Below are 20,221 nucleotides of genomic sequence, written 5' to 3' on the forward strand. Positions count from 1 at the left end.
ATGCCAATGAATAAAAATGAAGCCAACAAAAGGCTTATTGAGAAAATTAATGCTGTAGAAGATTCATATCCCAAAAACTTTTCAAATACACAAAAGATACTGTTGACAACCGACGGTTCAATTACAGCAATTTTAGACGTACTATACGGAAAAATTACATTATCAACACTTGAACAGCATTTTGAAGATGCAACGGAAGAAAGCGCAAAGCTTGTGAACTGCGAAGTGGGCGATCAGGTCAATTTCAGGGAAATCGTAATGCACAAGGGTGACGAAAACCTCATCTATGCCATTTCATACATCCCGATTAAAAGGCTGACCGATGAGATATGCTGCGATTTGGTAAGGGCAGACATTCCTATCGGAAGAATTTTAAAGAATTACCAAATCGAATCCAGAAGGGAAGTCAACAACATTTTCATTGAAAAACCGAATGAAACGCTTCAGAAGCTATTCAATACTGACGAGGACATGCTTGCAAGGGATTATGCCATCATACACAAGGGCGAAATACTCATGTGGATTAAGGAAGTATTCCCGGTAAGCAAATTTACAGACATTTAGGTGGTATTAATGGGAGTTAAGCTAAAGGACATTGTCGAGCCCGAAAAGATAAGCTTTAAGGACCTGGAAGGAAGAGCCGTTTCCATTGATGCATTCAATACGCTTTATCAGTTCCTCTCAACCATAAGGCAGAGGGACGGCCAGCCGTTATGTGATGAAAACGGAAATATCACATCACATTTAAGCGGAATACTTTACAGGAATTCATCAATGGTTGAAAAGGGAATAAAGCCAATCTATGTCTTTGACGGTAAAGCTCCGGAGCTTAAAAGCGACACTCAGGCAAAAAGAAGGGAAGTTCGCGATGAAGCCGAAAAGATATATAAGGAAGCATTGAAAAGCGGAGACACCGAAAAGGCCCGCAAATATGCAATGAGATCATCAAAGCTGTCTCCCGAAATAATAGAATCATCAAAAAAGCTCCTTACATTAATGGGAATACCTTACGTTGAAGCCAAAGGCGAGGGAGAAGCCCAGGCAGCCTATCTGGTTGAAAAGGGTGACGCATACGCCGTTGCTTCACAGGATTATGACTGTTTGCTCTTCGGAGCCAAAAGGGTTGTAAGAAACCTTGCAGTCAATTCCAATTTAGGAAACCTTGAATACTATGAATTAAGGCACGTCCTGCATGAACTGGGCATTACACGTGAAGAGCTCATTGATATGGGCATATTAATCGGAACTGATTTCTGCGACGGCCTGAAAGGAATTGGTGCTAAAACCGCTTTAAAGCTTGCTAAAAAAGGACAGCTTGAAGAAAAAATGGCTGAACTTCAAAAGGAAAGTGACCATGACCTCAATGAAGTCAGAGACATTTTCCTAAACCACAACGTTAATGAAGATTACGAAATTAAATGGAAAAAACCGGACAAGGAAGGGCTTGTTGAGTTTTTATGCTACGAACATGGATTTTCAGAAAGCCGTGTCTCAAAAGCCTCAGATAAGCTCAAGAACCTAAGCTCATCACAGGGAAGCCTTGACGCCTGGTTTTAATATGGCGGGAAATCCTCGCCGAATACTTTTTTTTGCATAATCCATTGCCATGTAGACCTGAAGTTCGTATTTTTTAATGATGATTTTTTCAATGAATTCATGAAAATCGTTGAAAATAAGTCGGTGAAAATAATCTGTGAAGATTAAAGAACCCATAAAGCACCTAATTCGCCGCTCATCACGACGAGACTAAATGGGAGTACTTTTATCTTTAAATCTTACAGTTAATACTTGAGTTGACATACTATTTAAAGAGTATGTTTTTCATTTTTAACTGAAATCTGTTTGTGGTGTGATTTTATGAAAAAAAATTCAAACTGATAATTAGAAGCCATATACATTAATATGGAGGGAAATCCTCGCCGAATACTTTTTTTGCATAATCCATGGCCATGTAGACCTGAGACGGATATTTTTTCAGTATGGCCTTTTCAAAATCAGGTCTGCTTTCGGATTTGGTGATTAGACGAAGCAAATCCTTATATCTATCAATTGACTTGTTTTTATCAAAATTAAATTCATTACATATCTCAGGAGTCAGTTTCTCGATGCATGGGAATTCAAGGGTTTTGCATACCGTTTCGGTTGAAAAATAGGTCATTCTTATTAATGGTGAAACGGATGAAACCAGAATGTGGTCTCCTGCCGGAATCAGCGGAGGAACTCCAGTTTTTCTGTAACGCTCCATTGAGGTTAACTTTTCATAATTCTTTAAATCATAGCAGTGCAGCTCGGTGTAGAAATCCGGCTCAAAGTAATTAATCAGCCCTAAAATCTTCTGGCCCAGTTCGGACTCATAATATTGCTGATTAAGCGTTGAAATATAGTCTGTTCTGTCAAAATTGTAAAAATAGAATTGGCCGTCAGATAAATCTTCATTTTTAATGGATTTAATAAAGCGGATGGAAGTTTTACCTTCATTTCCGTGAACTCCACCTAAAAAGAGTTTAACCGGGCCTTTGCCGTTGTCAATATATTGAAAATAGGACATAAAAAATAAAAGTTGAAGGAATTATGTTCCTTCCTGCCAGTTAGCCATATAAGCTTTTTGCTTATCGGTTAATGAGTCGATTTCAATGCCCATTGCTTTCAGTTTCATGGTTGCAACATTGTAGTCGATTTCATCAGGAGCCTTGGTTACTCCAACAGGCAAATCGTTTTCCAAGATGTGCTTTGCGGACAATGCCTGTACGGCAAAACTCATGTCCATGATTTCAGCAGGGTGCCCCTGTCCACGTGCAGCTGACAAGTTAACTAAACGTCCGTCAGCGAGTAAATAGAGTTTGCGTCCGTCTTTGGTGGTGAACTCTTCGATACTTTCCCTTACCTCTTTAACTTCGGTTGAAATAGCCTCTAAGTCTGGACGATTAATCTCAACGTTGAAGTGTCCGGAGTTTGCAAGCATACAGCCGTCTTTCATGTACTTGAAGTCATCACCGCAGATAATGTCTGCGTTTCCGGTTACAGTAATGATTAAATCAGCCTGTTTAACGGCTTCTCTGATAGTCATTACCCTGTATCCGTCCATTCTTGCTTCCAAAGCACGGATTGGATCGACTTCGGTAACGATGACATCGGCACCCAGACCTGCTGCCCTTAACGCAAGTCCACGTCCGCACCAGCCGTATCCGCAGACAACAACTGTTTTTCCTGCGATTACCATGTTGGTTGTACCCATAATGGCGTCGAAACTGGACTGTCCGGTACCGTATCTGTTATCGAATAAGTATTTTGTGTAAGCGTCATTAACGGCAATAACCGGGAACTTTAATGCTCCGTCAGCGTGCATTGCCTGAAGACGGTGAACACCGGTTGTGGTTTCCTCACATGCGCCTTTGATGTGGCTTAATAATTCTGTCCTTTCGTTGTGGAGAACCATAATCATGTCGGCTCCGTCATCGATGATAATGTCAGGCTTGTGGTCAAGCACCATGTTAATGGTCTGGTAGTATTCCTCATCGTCCTGTTCTCTCCATCCGTAAACGTTCAATCCCAAATCGGCAGCTCCTGCTACCGCATCATCATGAGTTGACAATGGGTTGCATCCGGTCATTGCGACTTCTGCTCCACCGGCCATTAATGTAAGACCTAAGTTGATTGTTTTAGGTTCCAAGTGTAAGCATGATCCGATTGTAATTCCCTTAAAAGGCTGGGTTTCCAAATATTCTTCCTTAATGTGTTCCAAAACAGGCATGTGTTTTTGAACCCATTCGATTTTTCTGACACCTTCAGGTGCAAGAGACATATCCTTAACTTTACTCATAAAAATATCTCCTTATAATTACTAACATTAAATTATTTATAAATCATTTTTAATAAAACTTACCTAAAAAAATATGATTTTATCAAAAAAATTATCAAAAAGCCCGAAAAAAGCAAACCTTTAAATGTAATAATGAATTAATATATGTATGTTATATATGCCGGGGTGGCTCAGCTGGTTAGAGCGCACGGCTCATAGGGTATAAAAGCAGTGCTCTGACTAATACCTGGGATACCGTGAGGCCACGGGTTCGAATCCCGTTCCCGGCATACTTAAATCCCAGGTATTCACTTTTTAAACTATTTTTCTATTATTTCAGCAAATCATAACAATTTTATACTTTTTTTAACAAAAATACCTGTAAGAGGGTATTAAATGTTATATAACAAACTGGGAAAAAGCGGTCTGGAAGTTTCAAGACTCGGTTTTGGAGCCATGAGATTACCTACAATCGGTTCCAACGATAATATCGATGAAACAGAAGCTTCCAAAATGTTTACATACGGAATAGAGCATGGAATTAATCTGATTGATACCGCCTATCCATATCACAGCAAGGAGCTTGACGGAAACGGAAACAGCGAAAGGTTCATCGGCAAATTTCTTAAAGAAAATAGCTATCGCGATGAAATAATACTTTCCACCAAATCCCCGTCATGGCTGATGGAAGAAAAGGGCGATTTTGAGCGTTATCTCGACATACAGCTCGATAAACTGCAGACCGACTACATTGACGTTTACATGCTTCACGCACTGACCGTTCCCGACTGGAACAGGGTCAATAATCTGGATGTATTGGACTTTTTAGATGATTGTTTGGCCAGCGGAAAGGTTAAACACGTCGGATTCTCGTCACATATCGAAGTGGATTACTTTATCGAAATTCTGGATGAATATCCAAAGTGGGAAGTCGTCCTCACCCAGATGAACTATCTTGACGAGTATTACCAGTCCGGAATCATGGGACTCAATTACCTTAAGGAAATTAACGTCGGAAGCATGATAATGGAGCCATTGAGAGGAGGAAGACTGGTCAACAACATTCCCGAAGAAGTTCAAAGGCTATGGAACACGTCAGAAGTCAAAAGAACTCCGGTCGAGTGGGCGCTGCAGTATCTATGGAACAGGGATGACGTCGACTGCGTACTGAGCGGAATGACCTCATTGGAGCAGGTCAAGGAAAACGTTAAAATAGCTTCAACGGAAGACATAATAAGCGAAAGCGACCAGGAACTAATCAGAGAGGTTGCAAGAACGTACAGGAGCTTTCTTGGAAACAGATGCACCAGATGCGGCTACTGCATGCCATGTCCGGAGGGCGTTGACATCATCAACTGCTTTACCGAATACAACATTGCCCACATGATGGGCGATCCCAAGGCAAGCGCAATGCAGTACTTTACGCTGATTGATGACGATTCAAGGGCAGACAGCTGCATCGACTGCGGAGAGTGCATACCATACTGTACCCAGATGATAAACATTCCAGAAGAACTTCAGAAGGTTTATGAATATTTCGGTAGTGAATTCGATCATTTTTAAGGTGAAATAATGCCAACAAGATATATAGGAGACGGATATTGGGAAATAGTATCCCGGCAAATGAGTATTGTAACCAGAAGTGAACAGCAAAGGTTCAAGGATGCCAAAATTGCCGTTATAGGCTGCGGCGGCATCGGAGGCGAAACGATAGAGATGCTTGCAAGAATGGGCGTCGGAAGTCTCGCCGTCGTTGACGAGGACGCATTTGACATGTCCAACCTCAACAGACAGACATTGGCGTCAATGGCTGATTTAGGAATTGAAAAAAGCATAGTTGCAAAAGATAAAGTCAGACTGATCAATCCTTACGTTAACATAACCAGCTACAGCGAACACGTTGACGAAACAAACATTGATAAAATCATCGGCGATGCCGATATCGTCATAGACGCTTTGGATAACGTGCTGACGAGAGTGATTCTTTCAAGAAAAGCAAAGGAAAAAGGAATTCCATTCATACACGGCGCAATCCACGGAACCTTAGGCCAGGTTACAGTATTTTTACCTGACGGTGAAAGAAGCTACGAAGAGATGTTTAACCTTCCGTCAAAGGGCAAGGAACTGAACAATGACACCATCGAAGCTTTAAGAAATGTCACTTCAGGAGTTCCGCCAGTAATAGGGCCTACCCCGAATCTGGTGGCGTGCCTTCAGGCCATGGAAGCCTTCAAGATAATCACCGGCACGGGAAAAATTACCGCTGCGCCTGAAATATTGACTTTCGATTTGTTGGATTTCTCCTCATTTTCTATAGAGGAAATCTAAACATCAATTATTTTATATTAATTTGAACAAATAAATATTAATTTAAATAATATAGCTATTTTGTTTACTTAAAAGAAATAATATTATACATTAATATTAGATAACAGGCATTTATAATAATTTTTTTTCAAAATCTTTATATACTAATAAAATGATAGTATTAACTATTAAAGGAAGCATATTTCCGACTATTTAATAAATTTTAAAAGAACTGGAGCTTGATTTTAATGAGCGATATTCCTGAAGAAAAAATAGAAAGAATTAAAGAGATAATGAAAGAGGATAATATCAAATTTATCCGTTTACAATTTGTTGACATTAACGGTACCGTAAAAAACATCGTAATTCCATTCAACGGCGAAGACATGTCTGAACTGTTCAATGAAGGAATGCTCTTTGACGGATCATCCATCGCAGGATTCGTTGGAGTAAACGACAGTGATTTGGTCCTTAAACCGGACATTGACACATATTCAAGGCTTTCATGGAGACCTGAAGAATCCGCAACCTGCAGATTCATATGTGACATATGGACACCTGAAAAGAAGCCTTTCGCCGGAGACCCTAGGGGAGTGCTCAAGAAATCCCTTTCACACATCGCCGAAATGGGACTGCAGTACAACATCGGTCCGGAACCGGAATTCTTTATTGTGGACATCGATGAAAACGGATATCCGATGCCTTACGACCAGGCAGGATACTTTGACGTTGAGCCTCTTGACAAGGGACCTGATTTCAGAAGGGAACTTACCTTGAACCTTGAAGATCTGGACTTTGAGGTTGAAGCCTCTCACCACGAAGTGGCACCGGGCCAGAACGAAATCGCATTCAAATTCAAGGACGCATTAAAGACAGCGGATGCGGTAATCACCTTCAAACAGGCCATCAAGGCCATTGTAGACAATATGGCTACCTTCGACCAGATGGACTACAGGGTAACCTTCATGCCTAAGCCGTTCTTCGGAGTGAGCGGAAGCGGAATGCACTGTCACCAGTCAGTATTCAAGGGGGACAGGAACCTCTTTTCAGACCCTGATTCAGAAACCGGCCTTTCACAGGATGCGCTTTACTTCATGGGAGGACTGCTCAAGCACGCTCCGGCGGTTACTGCAATCACCAACCCTATCGTTAACTCATACAAGCGTCTTGTTCCAGGCTTTGAAGCTCCTGTATACAGGGCATACGGCCTTAAAAACAGGTCAGCATTAATCAGGGTTCCTGCAGCCAGAGGAAAAGCAACTCGTATCGAATACAGGTCACCTGACCCAGCATGTAACCCTTACCTCGCATTTACCGTAATGCTTGAAGCCGGTATTGACGGTATCGTAAACAAGATTGACCCAGGCGAACCAATCGAGCTGGACATTTACAAGATGACCGAAGAGGAAAGGGAAGCAATGGGCATCAAGGTACTTCCTACAAGTTTATGGGAAGCCTATCACGCACTTGAAGAGGATCCTCTCATACTGGACGCATTAGGAAGCCACATTAGCCAGAAATTCCTCGAACTCAAATATCAGGAATGGGATGAGTATAGGGTTCAGGTATTCGGATACGAGCAAAGAAAATATTTGGATATCTAAATCCGAATATTATTTTTTAAAATCAGGAGTATTCCATGTCTGAATCAGAACGCAGAATGATTGAAATATTAAGAATCCTGAACAAGCAGGAACAGCCAACCGGTTCCAAGCTGATAGCTGACGAACTGAGGGAAAAGGGCTTTAATTTAGGTGAGCGTGCCGTAAGATACCATATGCAGATACTGGATGAGAAGGGATATACCGAGAAGATGGGCTATTCCGGAAGGCGGATTACAGAACTGGGACGTGAAAAGCTGGAAAAGGGACTCATCTATGATCAGGTCGATTTCATATATTCAAAATTTGAAGAATTGATATATCTGACTGACTTCAACTATATGGACAAAACAGGAAATGTTGTTGTAAATACCTCGACCATTTATAATGAAGATAGCTATAATATAATTAAAGATGTTTTTCAAAATGGCCTTTCTGTGAGCCCTTACGTTAATTTAAATAGGGTCGGAAGTGGCAGCAATCTGGAGATAAAAACCATATGCGGCACGACCATCGACGGGATTCTTCTCAAGGAAGGCATAGCATCACAGCCTACATACGGAGGACTGCTTAAAATCGAGGATTACCATCCGGTATCCTTCAAGGAAATAATATCCTACAAAAAGACCTCCATTACGCCACTTGACGCATTTATAGCTCCTGGAATGACTTCAGTGCTTGACGTCATCGATGAGGGTACGGGATACATTCCGGCAAACTTCAGGATGATACCGAGCCTTGCGTATGACAGGACCATGAAAATCATCGATGACCTTAAAAAGATTGGCGTCAACGGAACGATAGCCGTGTCAAACGACGGGGAAGATATTTTGGGACTGCCGATAAGCAAGGGAATGATCGGTGTTGCAATAATCGGCGGAATAACTCCGTTCTGCGCAGCCCAGGAACTTGGATACGACATTGACATCAAGATAGGTGAGGAACTGGAAAACTTCGAAAGATTAACCCCTATCGTCAAGGACATAAAGTATAACCTGAAGGAAAGCAAGGGAAAAAGCGATACAAGAATACCGTTCATTCTTTCCAAATCATGGAATCTGATTCATCAGGTCGATTTTGACGTTGAAAGGGAATGCGGAAACATCATAGCAAACATCTCATACGTCAAAAGGGACGACCTCGATGAAACCGTTAAAATAATGAAGGAAAGCTACGATGCAAACAGCAAATACATCAATCCACACTATCAAATCGTAAAGCTTCCGGCTGATGACGAAAAGGTGGGAATAGCTACAATCTGCAGCCTGAGCGTGGACGGAATGTTAATCAAAAACGGAATAAAGTCCACTCCAATCTACGGAGGATTGCTGGAATTGACCGAGCCGCCGCTTTTCATTGATTTGATTTCATATACAGGCTCATCAATCGATCCCCACAAGATATTCATCGCCAAAAACATGACTGCAATAACAAAGGACTCAGGACCTAAACGATTGCTTGCAAGTATCAAGGAAGCGCCACTAATTTCAAGGGATTACGGCGTTTACCTGCTGGATAAACTCTCAAAAATAGGATTTTCAGTTTATAAGGTAGGAAAGGCACGTGAACTGACCTACAATGCAAAAGCCGAAAACTACAACTTCGGAATCGTAACCGGAAGCGGGCTTAACAGCATTGCAGCCATTAAAGAAAAAGGAATAGATATTGAAGTAAAGGCTGACACCCAGCTCTTGCCTTACGAAAATATGGATACACTGTAGATTACACTACAGTAACATCCACCACTTCACCATCATCCTGAGGATAATGTGTAAATTCAATCAGATCCTCCTGGATTTCATAAATGTCGATTTCTATGGTCGGATTCAAATGCGTTTCATCCAGAGACATCAGCATCTTAAAACCAGGTTTTCCGAAATATTTGGAAAAATCAACGTTTAAAACTTCACCTTCGGCAAAAATCCTATTGTAAGCTATTTCTAAGTTATCATGGATTTTTACGTTTTCTTTCAAGTAATTAACAGCTTCATCTACAGACAATTCTAATTTTTTCATAGACGTCACCTCTACTAATTACTTATATGATGTCATATATAAATGTTTGTTCGTATGTATACAAACAAAATTAAAAATCAATAAAAAAAAGAATTGTTTAGAAATCAATTTCTATAACGGTTTCCTTGTCTTCTGTAATGTGAACCATTTCAAGCAAATCGTCGTAAATTTCCTTAAAGTCAATTTCTACAGCCTGATTTAGGATTTCACCATTTAACTGCATGTTAACCCTAAGGCCTTCTCCAGTTTCTTCATCCTCTTCGGTAATTCCTAAAACTTCACCCGGAGCGAAAATACGATTGTAGGAAATTTCCAAAGTGTCACCGACTTTTACGTTGTTTCTTACATATTCAATAGCTTCGTCAGTGGTTAACAAGATTTCTTCTGCCATAAAATCACCTTAAAAAAAATAAAAAAAGAGAGAGGAATTATAAATTCCTGTATTCTCTGATTGAAGTATAGTCGTCGTCTAATTCTCCGTAAGTGGATAGTTTTTCTTTGTTTGCTTCAGCATCTAAGTATAAACTACCTTTACCGTTAAGACCGATATCTCCAGTATATTTAATGTATTTACCAGGGAAAACAACACCACTGTCTTCAGGGTCTTCTACGATACCTTCAAGGACAAATCCTTCAAGTAATCTTCCTAAGAATCCGTGAATAACGATAGTACCGTTTTTCATTTGTCCGCCAGGCCAACGGTTAACGTCACCGTCGATTTCAATGATACCTTTGGTCATGTGAATACCGGCTAAAATATCACAGTTTCCTTTTACGTGGATTTTACCACCAGTTAAACATTCACCACATTGTTTACCTGCGTTACCGCCGACAACAATTTCTCCTCCAGTCATACCTCTCCAGTCACCGATGTAGGAAGCACCAGTGAATTCTTTGGTATTTCCGGTAATTTCAAGGTATCCTCCGGACATTTCCCTTCCTGCGTGAGCTGCTGCATCACCGTTAACGAGAATGGATCCACCGCTCATTTCAGCACCGACGTGGAGGTCGACACTGCTGTTACAGATGATTTCACCAGCGCTCATTTTGCAGCCGATGTATTTGACTCTGTTTAAATCCCCGTTGAAAATCATTTTAACGTCAGCAGGGCCTTCAGCTTCACCTTCAACAGTAATATCAAAGAAGTCAGTAATTGGGAATCTGGAGTTTCCAATAGGCACTTCATATTTAGCGAAGTCAGCTTCGGTCCAGGAATAAATTTCATCAGGAATTACTTCATCCATTTCTAATGCGATTGAAGAAGTTTTTATTTGATCAAATGTAATTGTTTTCAAACTAAACACCCCATTTATTTTTCAACATCTACTCTGATTGGGTTAGATACGTAGTGGTCGTGTACTGGGTAATTTTCCCATTTAACTGAGTAGTACTGATTGAAGAATGGCATAAGGTTGTCGAGAACTTTCTGTTCTTGTTTTTCCCATCCTTTTACGTTAACCCAAATGTTTTGACTTTCTTTAACTTGTACGATTTCTTTATCTTTAACTAAGATTTGACCATCTTTGATTGTGTAGTCAGCTACAGTGAAACCTTTTTCGATTTCTAAAGCTTGTCTGGATGGGTCAATATCATTAGGATTTATGTCATAAACTGCAATGTCAGCTCTGCATCCAGGGGTAAGAGAACCTCTGTCTTCAAATCCGTAGATTTTAGCAGCAGCAGCCCTTGTAATGGTTGCAATTTCGTAGAAATCGTATTCCCTTTCGATACTTGGGAGAGTAGTTCTTTTGTAAATCCATTTGTGGACTTCGTTTTCGCACATGTCTTGTCTTTTCTCGTTACTCATTAACCAGGAAATGATTCTAGGATATCTCATGAAAGGACCAGCGTTAGGGTGGTCAGTTGTTAAACAGAGTTTCCATGGGTCGTTTATGAGTAAGAACAATTCAAGACCGATACCCCATTGTAATGTGCTGACAGGACTTTTCTTGGAGTAAATACAAGGAATGATACCTGCAGCGGTTTCACATTCAATGTCTTTGTTGGTCCATTTTAAACCTGATAATTTGAATAAGTCGTATTCCATAGGAGCATCTGCAGTCATGGTTGTGGTTTCATCAAAGGTAACCTGACCGATATCACAAGTAATGTGGTCATGTTTGTTGATGTAGTCTGCAACTTCTACAGCACCGGATCCTGCGTCTTTCCAGCTGTTTCCGGTGTAGGAGTGGAACTGCAAGTGAGTTACGTGCATAACCTGGTTCCTGATGTCAGCTTTGGAACTTTTCTTGATGTCTTTGACTGAGTCTAAGGTTGCAAGAGTGGTTGGGACGTTACCAGGATGTCCTAAATCGTTAGGGTGAATGTGAATAGAGTGAGGAAGTCCTAACATTTCGTTTGCTTTAGCTAAAGCTCTTACAACTTCCCTTGAGGTTACGTCGAAATATGGTGCTTTGTCATCATATCCGTGTACGTTCATACCCCAACCCCATGCTTCACTTCCACATGGGTTTACGATTTTTACACCGTATCCTTTTGAGATTTTTAACCATGAAGCGATAAATGCTGCTAAGTCTTCAATGTTGTTGTCTCTTGCGTATTCCATTACAAACCAGTTGTTACCGAATAATGGTAAAGCTGGAATATCGATGTTAGGAATAGTTGCAATTTCTTCGTGAGTGTGTTTTGCTTCAAGAGGAGGCATAGCTGCTTCTACAACAGTACCGTAACCCATTCTTGAGTATCTGTAACCGGTTGCTGGACAACTTGGAATTGAGAAACCTGATTCAGATCTTAACACTTTAGTTTTTTGGGAAACACCCATTCTTGAATCTTCTGGTCTGTATAATCTTCCTACAACTAATTTTGGACCTGCTACGTGAGCGTGTGGGTCGACACCTGCTGGCATGACGATTTTATCAGTTACGTCAATAACTTTAGCGTCAGCAGAAACTTCATCGACAATAATGCCGTCTTTGAACATTACGTCTTTTTTCTCCCCATTAATTTCGTTAATAGGATCATAAACAATACCGTTTTTAAGTATATATTCCATCATATCACCATTACATTGCTAAATCTAAGTTTGAATTTGGTACATACTTAGGAGCTACATTTGGCTCTTCTCTGAGTTTCATTACTCTTTCTTTCAATTCACGGACAATCCATTCGTCGTCACGACAGGTTTCTGGTTTGTCGATTGCTTTTTTCATGTAAATAGGAACTCCATCCATACGATAACTGGTACCGGCACATTCTACACCGATGAATGATCCTGGCAATACAACGTCAGCAAGTTCGGTGGAAGGTCCCCAGTGAATATCGATTTGAATAACTGGAATATTAGCTAAGTGCTGGTTTGCTCCGTTAGGGAAGTGTGCACCAGGGTCAGCTGCAATAACCATGAAACAGTCAGGTTCTTTTCTGACCAGTAAATCGATAGTGTTGGTTTCTCCCATCATATATCTGGTTGTACCTCTACAGAAGTCAACACCGAATGCGAATCCGGTTTCGAATGCCATGAAAATGTTGAATCCGTTTACGTTAAAGTGTCCCCTCATTGGAGTGAGACCCCATTTACTGTATTTGTTCAGGTCCTGAACCATTTTAATAGCAATATCGATGTTTCTTTGTTTGGATAAAGTGTGAGTTAAACCGAGACCGAAGAAGAGAACACCGAATTCAGCGTTTTTCATTTCTTCAGCTAATTCATAAATGTCTTCTTTAGGAATTCCGGAAATTACATCTTGATATAATTCTTTTCCTCTTAATACAGCCCTAATTGCGTTGTAGAAACCGTAATCACCGTTTTGTTCGAATCCAATCCATTTGTCAGAACATTTTGCAGTGTCTGAGAATTTTGGGTCCATGGTAATAACGGTTCTGTCAAATCTTCCTCTTTGTCTGAAGTATCCACGGCAGAATACAGCGTATCTTGCCATGTGTCTAGGGTGAGAGTTCATTGCGTTACTTCCGGAGTAAGCAATAACATCTGCTCTGTTTTGTACTTCACCTAAAGTCTGGATAGGGTAACCTGCATTCTGTACAGCTTGCAGGGAAGGACCGTGACAGATAGTAGCTTGGTTATCCAGTACAGCACCGATATATTCACCTAATGCTAAACCTTCTTTCATACATTCGGTAGAGGTTTCAGACCATCCGTAAAATACAGGTCTGATGGAATTAGCAATATATTCAGCAGCTTTGTCTAAAGCAGTATCCCAATCTACTTCCATAAGTTCTCCGTTTTCATCCCTAATCATTGGAACAAGTAATCTTTGGTCCATATCTTCCATGATTTTACTTGCACCAAGTCTGCATGCGTGTCTTACAGCAACTACGTGACCGTTTTTAACTAAGTAGTCTAAATCGTCACAGTTACAACCACAAAATGCACAAGTACAATTTTCAACAATGTAATCGTAATCAGTTATAGGTGGCTCATAAGTCATGATCAATCAACTCCTCCCATTTACGTCCTTTGTAAACTGGTAATTCTCCTAATGATTCCATGTTTTCAACAGTGTCATCATCGGTTTCGTCTACGTATTTTTTGTATACCCATCTCATTAAGTCAGCCATGAGTAAAACTTTTCTGTCTGTTTTTTCGACGGTACATCTGATACCTTTGTAGGTTGGGTCAGAACAGCAGTAAGTGTCGTGACTTACGATAGTGTTAGCCCAAGGTCCTTTACAAATGAATACAGTACCTTCGTGAGGTGCGTCCCTTGATACTGCGCAGTTAACTACGACTTCACCGAAATCGGTTTTTACCAATACAGTATCCCAGTTGTTTACACCTAATTTTGCCATGTCTCTTGGATCCATGTAACAAGTTCCTGAAGCGTTTTTGTATTCTTCTTTTAAAGTGGAACCTCTTTTCTTACATGCACCTTGATAGATGTCAGATCCAGTGTTTAACATACATTTGAGGACATCTGTAGTTCCTTCACCAGTGATTTTTACGTCTGGTACTACAGGTTTTTCTAAATAAGTATTAGCATAATGCACTATAATTCCCCCTTATTCTAACCATATAGCATTTACTGGGCAAAACATTTGACAGGTACCACATAATTCACATTTATCTGGACTGAAAAGTTTAATAAACCCATTTTCTACCATGATAACTACTTCGTCAGTTTTTGCACCGCTACCACCGGCGTTTTCCGGACTGATAGCTGCGTTAACAGGACAAGCAATTACGCAAATTCCACATCCTAAACAATTATCTTGATTTACTTTAAGTTCCATCGAATCACCTAGTCTTTAATAGCGTTTAAAGCGTCTGTCCAAGTTGCTGAATTTGTTGGAGTGTGATCAATTTCAGTTCTTTTTACAGTTATTGCACCGTTAGGACATGCTTTAGCACATGCTTTACATTTTACACAGTACTCGGATAGTGCGACAATATGGTCTAATCTTGAACCCGGACCAGTTGAAACTGGGAATGCTAATGCATTACATTTACAGATGTCTACACAAGCACCGCATGCTTGACATTTTTCTTGGTCAACTTCAATTGTACCTTCAAATGGTTTTTTGACTTTTGCTGCATCGGTTGGGCAGACTCCTTCACACCATCCGCAGTAAACACAGAGTTCACTGTCGATGACGGAGTTACCGGTAACAACAGCTTTTGCAGGGTCAATGTCGTATTCACCGTAAGAACAGATTCTACATAAAGCCTTGATTGCGTTGGTAGGACATGCTTTTTTACATACTAAACAGTAAACACATTTGCTGGTATCGATTTCAATGGATTCCTTACCAGTTTCCTTGTCAACAACGATAGCTTCTGCAGGACATAATTCTTCACAGACACCACAGTAGATACAGTCATCATCGTTTACTTCGATTTCACCGGTTACTAAATCAGCACGGTCTGGTAATTTTCTGTCAATTGCGATTGCACCACGTGGACATGCAACTTCACATCTTTTACAATAGACACATTCGTCATCGTCGATTTCGGAAAATGCATTGTAGTGAGGATATGCTTCGATTTCACGAATTGGTATGCCGTCAATGGTTAATACCAGTGCGTCAACAGGACATAATCCGCTACACATACCACATAATACACATTTGTCTTCATTAATACTAATTCTTTGAACATCAAATTCGTCATGAATGTTTTGTGCGATTTTTTCATGACCACTGAAGTAGACGTTGTTGGCTACCTGAACACGAGAGTCAACAGCAATCTCATTCAATGTTATAGCACCAACAGGACAGGTGGACTCACAAATTCCACATCCAATACAGATGTGATCCTTGAAAGACAAATTCCTTACTTCCTCCGCTGGCCTTGTAATGTCAAAGTTATTGTCATTAACTTCTTTCAAATTTCTTATCATTATTAAATCTCCAAAATTTTAATCGAATCAGTTGGGCACTCATCTTTACATAGCTGACAACCACAACATAGTACGGAGTTTGTATGTGCTGTTAATGATTCTAATTTAATAGCCTTCATAGAACACACATTTACACATAAGCCGCAACCAATACAGGAATCTTCAATAATTGCTTCATAGTTTTTATCTCGGCAAATATTCACAATTTTTCGACTCTGTTCTGGTTCATCAAATACCGCATTGGTCATCATTAAAAAATCTCTGGGAGTTAATTGAGTGATAGTCCTTGCAACATTAATAGAATGCCAGGATAAGTTACTGCCATTCAGATAATGTGATACAGTAGATCTATCAATGCCTAACTCGTCAGCTATTGCCTGGTGACTTTCACCGGCTTCTTTTAACTTAACCGCAGCCAGATATTTTAAACCAGATGCAATATGCTTCGGCATTTGAACCACCATGTGTAATGATTACACATATGTTTTCTTATATAAATATACTTGCCTAATAAAATTAAATGAAAAGCCTTATATACTACTGTGTAGATACTACACAAAAAATTTTTTCAAAATTGATTAAAAACAATATTTTTATACAAATAGAGTATATCATTAATATTTCAATTAATTAACATCAAATAGCTTGAATTAATTAATTTAATTCCTTTAAAATCTTTTAACATTAAAAAAATGGTGATTTTCGCTAAAAATACGTAATACTTAACTCATGAAAAAGTATTACAAAAAGGCTGAAAATTCCAAATAAATTTTTGGTTGACCTAAAACGTGTAGTAACTACACATATTAAATTATTAATATTTTAAAAAATATAATTATAATTAATATATAGGGGATTATTAATATGAAAATTGTATCGATTGTAGGGAAGAAAAATACAGGAAAGACCTCATTAACTGTAAAAGTTATTGAAGAGCTTACAAATAGAGGGTATAAAGTCGCTTCAATAAAACATTCCCATCACACAATGGAGATGGACAGAGAAAATACGGACACCTGGAAGCATAAGGAAGCCGGATCACAAGTGGTTGTCGGCGTCGGGTCAACAACGTTTTTTAACATGAGACAGGACATGGATTTAAACAGACTGCTTTATTTAATCAAGCATATGGACAACGTTGATTTTGTTGTCATTGAAGGCTTTAAGACATACAACTACCCGAAAATTGCCACTTCAGACAATGTAGTTGACGAATACACCATAAAGCAGGTTGATTCATTCACGATTACTCCCGAAGGCGTAAGCGAACTGGTTGATTTGATAGAGGAAAGGGGTCACGATATCGTTGACACCCTCTTTGCAAACAACTGCGGATACAACGACGGAGAAATCATTGCAAAAGAAATCCGTGAAGGCAACCTTAAAACCGATGACTTGGATGACGTTTCAAGCTATTTATCCATTGACAATAATATTATAGGTCTGAACAGATTCGTAAGCGATTACTTCAGGCAGGTCGTCCTTGGAATAATCAGCACCCTTAACATTAAAGATTACGGCGTTGAGGATATCTCAAAAATCGAGCTTCTGATTAACAATGAAGATAATCCCTCTGAAAATGACTTGAATGGTGAAATATTCATCAACAAAAAGCCTTTAGACATTAACCGCTTCGTTAAAGACATAATCTCAAGTTCAGTTCTGGGAATCGTTAAATCACTCAAGACTGAAGGTGAAGTAAAAAAGATATCCGTAGAGATTACGGGTATTGAAAACTGTTCATTATACGATGCAGCTATCAGCCTTAAGGTAAACGATAAGGATTTGGCAATAAACAAATTCACATCAGGCATTCTAAAGGAAACGATCTTTTCAATGGTAAACACCCTAAAAATTGATGGAAAGATTAATGAAATCAAAATAGACGTGGAAGTATAATCATGACGCAAAAAGTAGTAAAGGACAAGTTCGACAGGCCGATACTTTCACTCAGGATTACCCTGACCAACAGGTGCAACGTTAACTGCATCTACTGCCATCATGACGGAATGAGATCCTCTAAAAATGAAATGACCCCTGACGAGATATACAGAATCTGTAAAGTGGCCAAAGAGATTGGCGTTAGAAAAATAAGGCTTTCCGGTGGAGAACCCCTAATCAGAAAAGACATTGTCGAAATCGTATCCAAAATAGCTAGCCTTGACTTCAAGGACATTTCAATGACATCAAACGGTATTTTACTTGAAAAATACGCCAAGGATTTAAAAGAAGCCGGCCTTGACAGAGTTAATGTCAGCCTGGATACGCTTAACCCTAAAACTTATGAATTCATAACCAAAAAGGATTACCTTAAAAAGGCCAAGGAAGGAATCCTTAAAAGCGTTGAAGTCGGGCTTTACCCCGTTAAAATCAACATGGTCATCATGAAGGACATCAACGAACATGAGATAAAGGAAATGTTCGAGTTCTGCAAAGACAACAACATGGTTCTGCAGCTGATTGAGCTTATCGAAAGCGAAAACTGTGATGACGATAAATTCTCAGCGGAATACCACTACAAGCTTGACATGGTCGAAGATAGGCTGGCTGATATAGCTGATGACGTAAGAGAACGTGAATTTATGCAGGGCCGTAAGAAATATTACATTAACGGTGGAGAAATCGAGGTAGTCAAGCCTGTTGATAACTCTAAATTCTGCGCAAATTGTACCAGATTGAGGGTAACTCCTGACGGTAAAATCAAGCCATGTCTTTTAAGAAACGATAATCTTGTAGACATAATCACCGAAATCAGAAATGATGCAAGTGATGAAAAATTAGAAGAGATCTTTTTAAAAGGTATTAATAAACGCGAACCGTTTAATATCGATTAAAAACTCTTTTTTTTCTCTTTTTTTTGATAAAATATTATAAAACTAGTTTTGAAAAAAAAATAAAAAAAAATAAAAAATGAAAGAAAGGTGCATTTTTTACAAAAAAATAAAATAAATAAAGCGAAACGCTTTATCTATAATTTTTCAGCTTTTGAGATGTGTTCAGTGAATGGGATTCTGTCGTCAGTGTCGAATCCAGGGATGTATCCGTAAACTTCTCTTACTTTGTTGTTTACAGTACTCCATACTTTGGATACAGGGATTTCACAAGGACATACATCACTACATTGACCACAGTTGGTACAAGCATCAACCATGTGTACCATACGAGTTAAGTGGAAGAATGGTGCTGCAGGAGTGTATCCACCAGGTACCCATTCAGGACCTTCAGCTTCAAGACAGCAGTCTTCACAGAAACATAATGGACATGCTTCACGACAGCCGTAACATTTCATACATTTGGAGAATTCTTCGTCGTACATGTGGAATACATCAATGATGTCTCCAGTAGTTCCAGCATAGTCAACTTCTTTCTTAGCGTTGGAAGCTTTGAGCATGAAGTTGTTAATGTTTTCTCTGATTTTGATACCTTTTTCGATAGGTTCGGTAACTTCGATTAAACCGTCGTTGATAACGTCAGCTAAGATTTCAGCACCTTTGTCGGTAAATACTTCTACGAAAGTAGCTTTACCAGCTAAGTCGCCGATAACTCCCCAGTTACCTAATGCAATATCAGCATTGGATGGGATTTTTAAGCTGCATCTTTGACAGTTTTCTCTTCTACCCATGCCGTCTTCTTCTAAGTCTTCGATACCGAAGCCTTTTTCTTCACCGTCAGCAGTTTCCATGATAAGTTTACCTTTAGAGATTTCTTCTTTGACAACTTCTTTAGGGTCTAATTCGTAGACATCTCTGATCATGTTCATGGTTGGTACAGGTGGTAATGTTCCACCACAGTTTACACCAATCATAATGATGTTGTCTCCGATGATTTTTCCTCTTTTGATTAATTCTCTAATGGTCATTGCGTCACATGGTTTACATGAGACAGCAACTTTCATGTCTCTGCATCCATCTAAGTATTTGTATACAAATTTAGCTAAGTTTAAAGTACCACAGTGAATTGAACCAGCGGTTTTAATAATGTCTTCAGGTTCGGTTACTAAACATGGTACACCATCGTATAAGTCGTGACCTTCTTCTACACCAACAACTGCATCAACTTTACCACTTTCTAATAAGTATTTCATGATAGTGGTTACAACTCCACCATATTCACCTTTAGCTTTGATGTCGTCATTAGCTGAGTAAGCATAATACATATTTTCGCTCATTTAAATCGAC

20 protein-coding genes and 1 tRNA gene are annotated in these 20,221 nt (G+C 39.5%); 9 read left to right on the forward strand and 12 right to left on the reverse strand.

Annotated features, from left to right (window positions below; translation table 11 throughout):
* Together F3G70_RS05710 and fen are read left to right on the forward strand one after the other, a co-directional pair.
* Positions 1–564, forward strand: coding sequence for a chorismate--pyruvate lyase family protein (locus F3G70_RS05710; RefSeq protein WP_149731744.1), 564 nt, complete (start codon positions 1–3; stop codon positions 562–564).
* 9 nt (positions 565–573) lie between these two features.
* Positions 574–1,557: a flap endonuclease-1 gene (gene fen / locus F3G70_RS05715; protein ID WP_149731745.1), complete on the forward strand. Its 984-nt coding sequence runs from the start codon at positions 574–576 to the stop codon at positions 1,555–1,557.
* Positions 1,558–1,897: 340 nt separating this feature from the next.
* Here fen and F3G70_RS05720 read toward each other — a convergent pair whose 3' ends face one another.
* Together F3G70_RS05720 and F3G70_RS05725 are read right to left on the reverse strand one after the other, a co-directional pair.
* Entirely contained in the window at positions 1,898–2,548 is a 651-nt protein-coding gene (locus F3G70_RS05720; protein WP_149731746.1) for a DUF2119 domain-containing protein, read from the reverse strand.
* A 21-nt stretch (positions 2,549–2,569) separates the two neighbouring features.
* Complete coding sequence (locus F3G70_RS05725; RefSeq protein WP_149731747.1) at positions 2,570–3,820, reverse strand: adenosylhomocysteinase; 1,251 nt, start codon at positions 3,818–3,820, stop codon at positions 2,570–2,572.
* Positions 3,821–3,979: 159 nt separating this feature from the next.
* Here F3G70_RS05725 and F3G70_RS05730 point away from each other — a divergent pair.
* The 5 genes from F3G70_RS05730 to F3G70_RS05750 all read left to right on the forward strand — a co-directional run bounded on the left by F3G70_RS05730 (position 3,980) and on the right by F3G70_RS05750 (position 9,428).
* A tRNA-Met gene (locus F3G70_RS05730) sits at positions 3,980–4,089 on the forward strand.
* Positions 4,090–4,195: 106 nt separating this feature from the next.
* Positions 4,196–5,362, forward strand: a complete 1,167-nt coding sequence (locus F3G70_RS05735) for an aldo/keto reductase (RefSeq protein ID WP_149731748.1) — start codon at positions 4,196–4,198, stop codon at positions 5,360–5,362.
* Between the two features lie 9 nt (positions 5,363–5,371).
* On the forward strand, positions 5,372–6,127 hold the full coding sequence (locus F3G70_RS05740; protein ID WP_149731749.1) for a HesA/MoeB/ThiF family protein: 756 nt from the start codon (positions 5,372–5,374) through the stop codon (positions 6,125–6,127).
* 227 nt (positions 6,128–6,354) lie between these two features.
* A complete protein-coding gene (gene glnA / locus F3G70_RS05745) occupies positions 6,355–7,710 on the forward strand; it encodes a type I glutamate--ammonia ligase (RefSeq protein ID WP_149731750.1) in 1,356 nt (451 codons plus the stop codon).
* Between the two features lie 35 nt (positions 7,711–7,745).
* On the forward strand, positions 7,746–9,428 hold the full coding sequence (locus tag F3G70_RS05750) for a DUF128 domain-containing protein (RefSeq protein ID WP_149731751.1): 1,683 nt from the start codon (positions 7,746–7,748) through the stop codon (positions 9,426–9,428).
* A 1-nt stretch (position 9,429) separates the two neighbouring features.
* On the opposite strand, the gene F3G70_RS05755 is transcribed toward F3G70_RS05750, so the two are convergent.
* From F3G70_RS05755 to F3G70_RS05795, 9 genes are all read right to left on the reverse strand, one after another.
* A complete protein-coding gene (locus tag F3G70_RS05755; protein WP_149731752.1) occupies positions 9,430–9,723 on the reverse strand; it encodes a DUF2097 family protein in 294 nt (97 codons plus the stop codon).
* 97 nt (positions 9,724–9,820) lie between these two features.
* On the reverse strand, positions 9,821–10,114 hold the full coding sequence (locus tag F3G70_RS05760) for a DUF2097 domain-containing protein (RefSeq protein ID WP_149731753.1): 294 nt from the start codon (positions 10,112–10,114) through the stop codon (positions 9,821–9,823).
* Positions 10,115–10,151: 37 nt separating this feature from the next.
* Positions 10,152–11,027, reverse strand: coding sequence for a formylmethanofuran dehydrogenase subunit C (locus tag F3G70_RS05765; RefSeq protein ID WP_149731754.1), 876 nt, complete (start codon positions 11,025–11,027; stop codon positions 10,152–10,154).
* Between the two features lie 5 nt (positions 11,028–11,032).
* Complete coding sequence (locus tag F3G70_RS05770; protein ID WP_149731755.1) at positions 11,033–12,742, reverse strand: formylmethanofuran dehydrogenase subunit A; 1,710 nt, start codon at positions 12,740–12,742, stop codon at positions 11,033–11,035.
* A gap of 7 nt (positions 12,743–12,749) precedes the next feature.
* On the reverse strand, positions 12,750–14,135 hold the full coding sequence (locus tag F3G70_RS05775; RefSeq protein ID WP_149731756.1) for a formylmethanofuran dehydrogenase subunit B: 1,386 nt from the start codon (positions 14,133–14,135) through the stop codon (positions 12,750–12,752).
* The gene (locus F3G70_RS05780) at positions 14,125–14,694 is read right to left on the reverse strand and encodes a molybdopterin dinucleotide binding domain-containing protein (protein ID WP_149731757.1); all 570 of its coding nucleotides are present in this window, start codon (positions 14,692–14,694) and stop codon (positions 14,125–14,127) included. The genes F3G70_RS05775 and F3G70_RS05780 overlap by 11 nt, the downstream gene beginning before the upstream one ends.
* A gap of 12 nt (positions 14,695–14,706) precedes the next feature.
* Positions 14,707–14,937, reverse strand: coding sequence for an ATP-binding protein (locus F3G70_RS05785; protein WP_149731758.1), 231 nt, complete (start codon positions 14,935–14,937; stop codon positions 14,707–14,709).
* Positions 14,938–14,945: 8 nt separating this feature from the next.
* Complete coding sequence (gene fwdF, locus F3G70_RS05790) at positions 14,946–16,043, reverse strand: tungsten-dependent formylmethanofuran dehydrogenase subunit FwdF (protein ID WP_149731759.1); 1,098 nt, start codon at positions 16,041–16,043, stop codon at positions 14,946–14,948.
* A gap of 2 nt (positions 16,044–16,045) precedes the next feature.
* Positions 16,046–16,507 carry a 4Fe-4S binding protein gene (locus tag F3G70_RS05795; RefSeq protein ID WP_149731760.1) on the reverse strand — a complete coding sequence of 154 codons (462 nt, stop codon included), beginning with the start codon at positions 16,505–16,507 and terminating at the stop codon, positions 16,046–16,048.
* A gap of 400 nt (positions 16,508–16,907) precedes the next feature.
* On the opposite strand from F3G70_RS05795, the gene mobB reads away from it, so the two are divergent.
* Positions 16,908–17,942, forward strand: a complete 1,035-nt coding sequence (mobB, locus tag F3G70_RS05800) for a molybdopterin-guanine dinucleotide biosynthesis protein B (protein WP_149731761.1) — start codon at positions 16,908–16,910, stop codon at positions 17,940–17,942.
* 2 nt (positions 17,943–17,944) lie between these two features.
* Positions 17,945–18,877 carry a GTP 3',8-cyclase MoaA gene (gene moaA, locus F3G70_RS05805; RefSeq protein WP_149731762.1) on the forward strand — a complete coding sequence of 311 codons (933 nt, stop codon included), beginning with the start codon at positions 17,945–17,947 and terminating at the stop codon, positions 18,875–18,877.
* A gap of 134 nt (positions 18,878–19,011) precedes the next feature.
* Here moaA and F3G70_RS05810 read toward each other — a convergent pair whose 3' ends face one another.
* Positions 19,012–20,211 carry a Coenzyme F420 hydrogenase/dehydrogenase, beta subunit C-terminal domain gene (locus tag F3G70_RS05810; protein ID WP_149731763.1) on the reverse strand — a complete coding sequence of 400 codons (1,200 nt, stop codon included), beginning with the start codon at positions 20,209–20,211 and terminating at the stop codon, positions 19,012–19,014.
* Positions 20,212–20,221: the final 10 nt, after the last annotated feature.

The organism is Methanobrevibacter millerae (genome assembly GCF_900103415.1).
Lineage (GTDB): Archaea > Methanobacteriota > Methanobacteria > Methanobacteriales > Methanobacteriaceae > Methanocatella > Methanocatella millerae.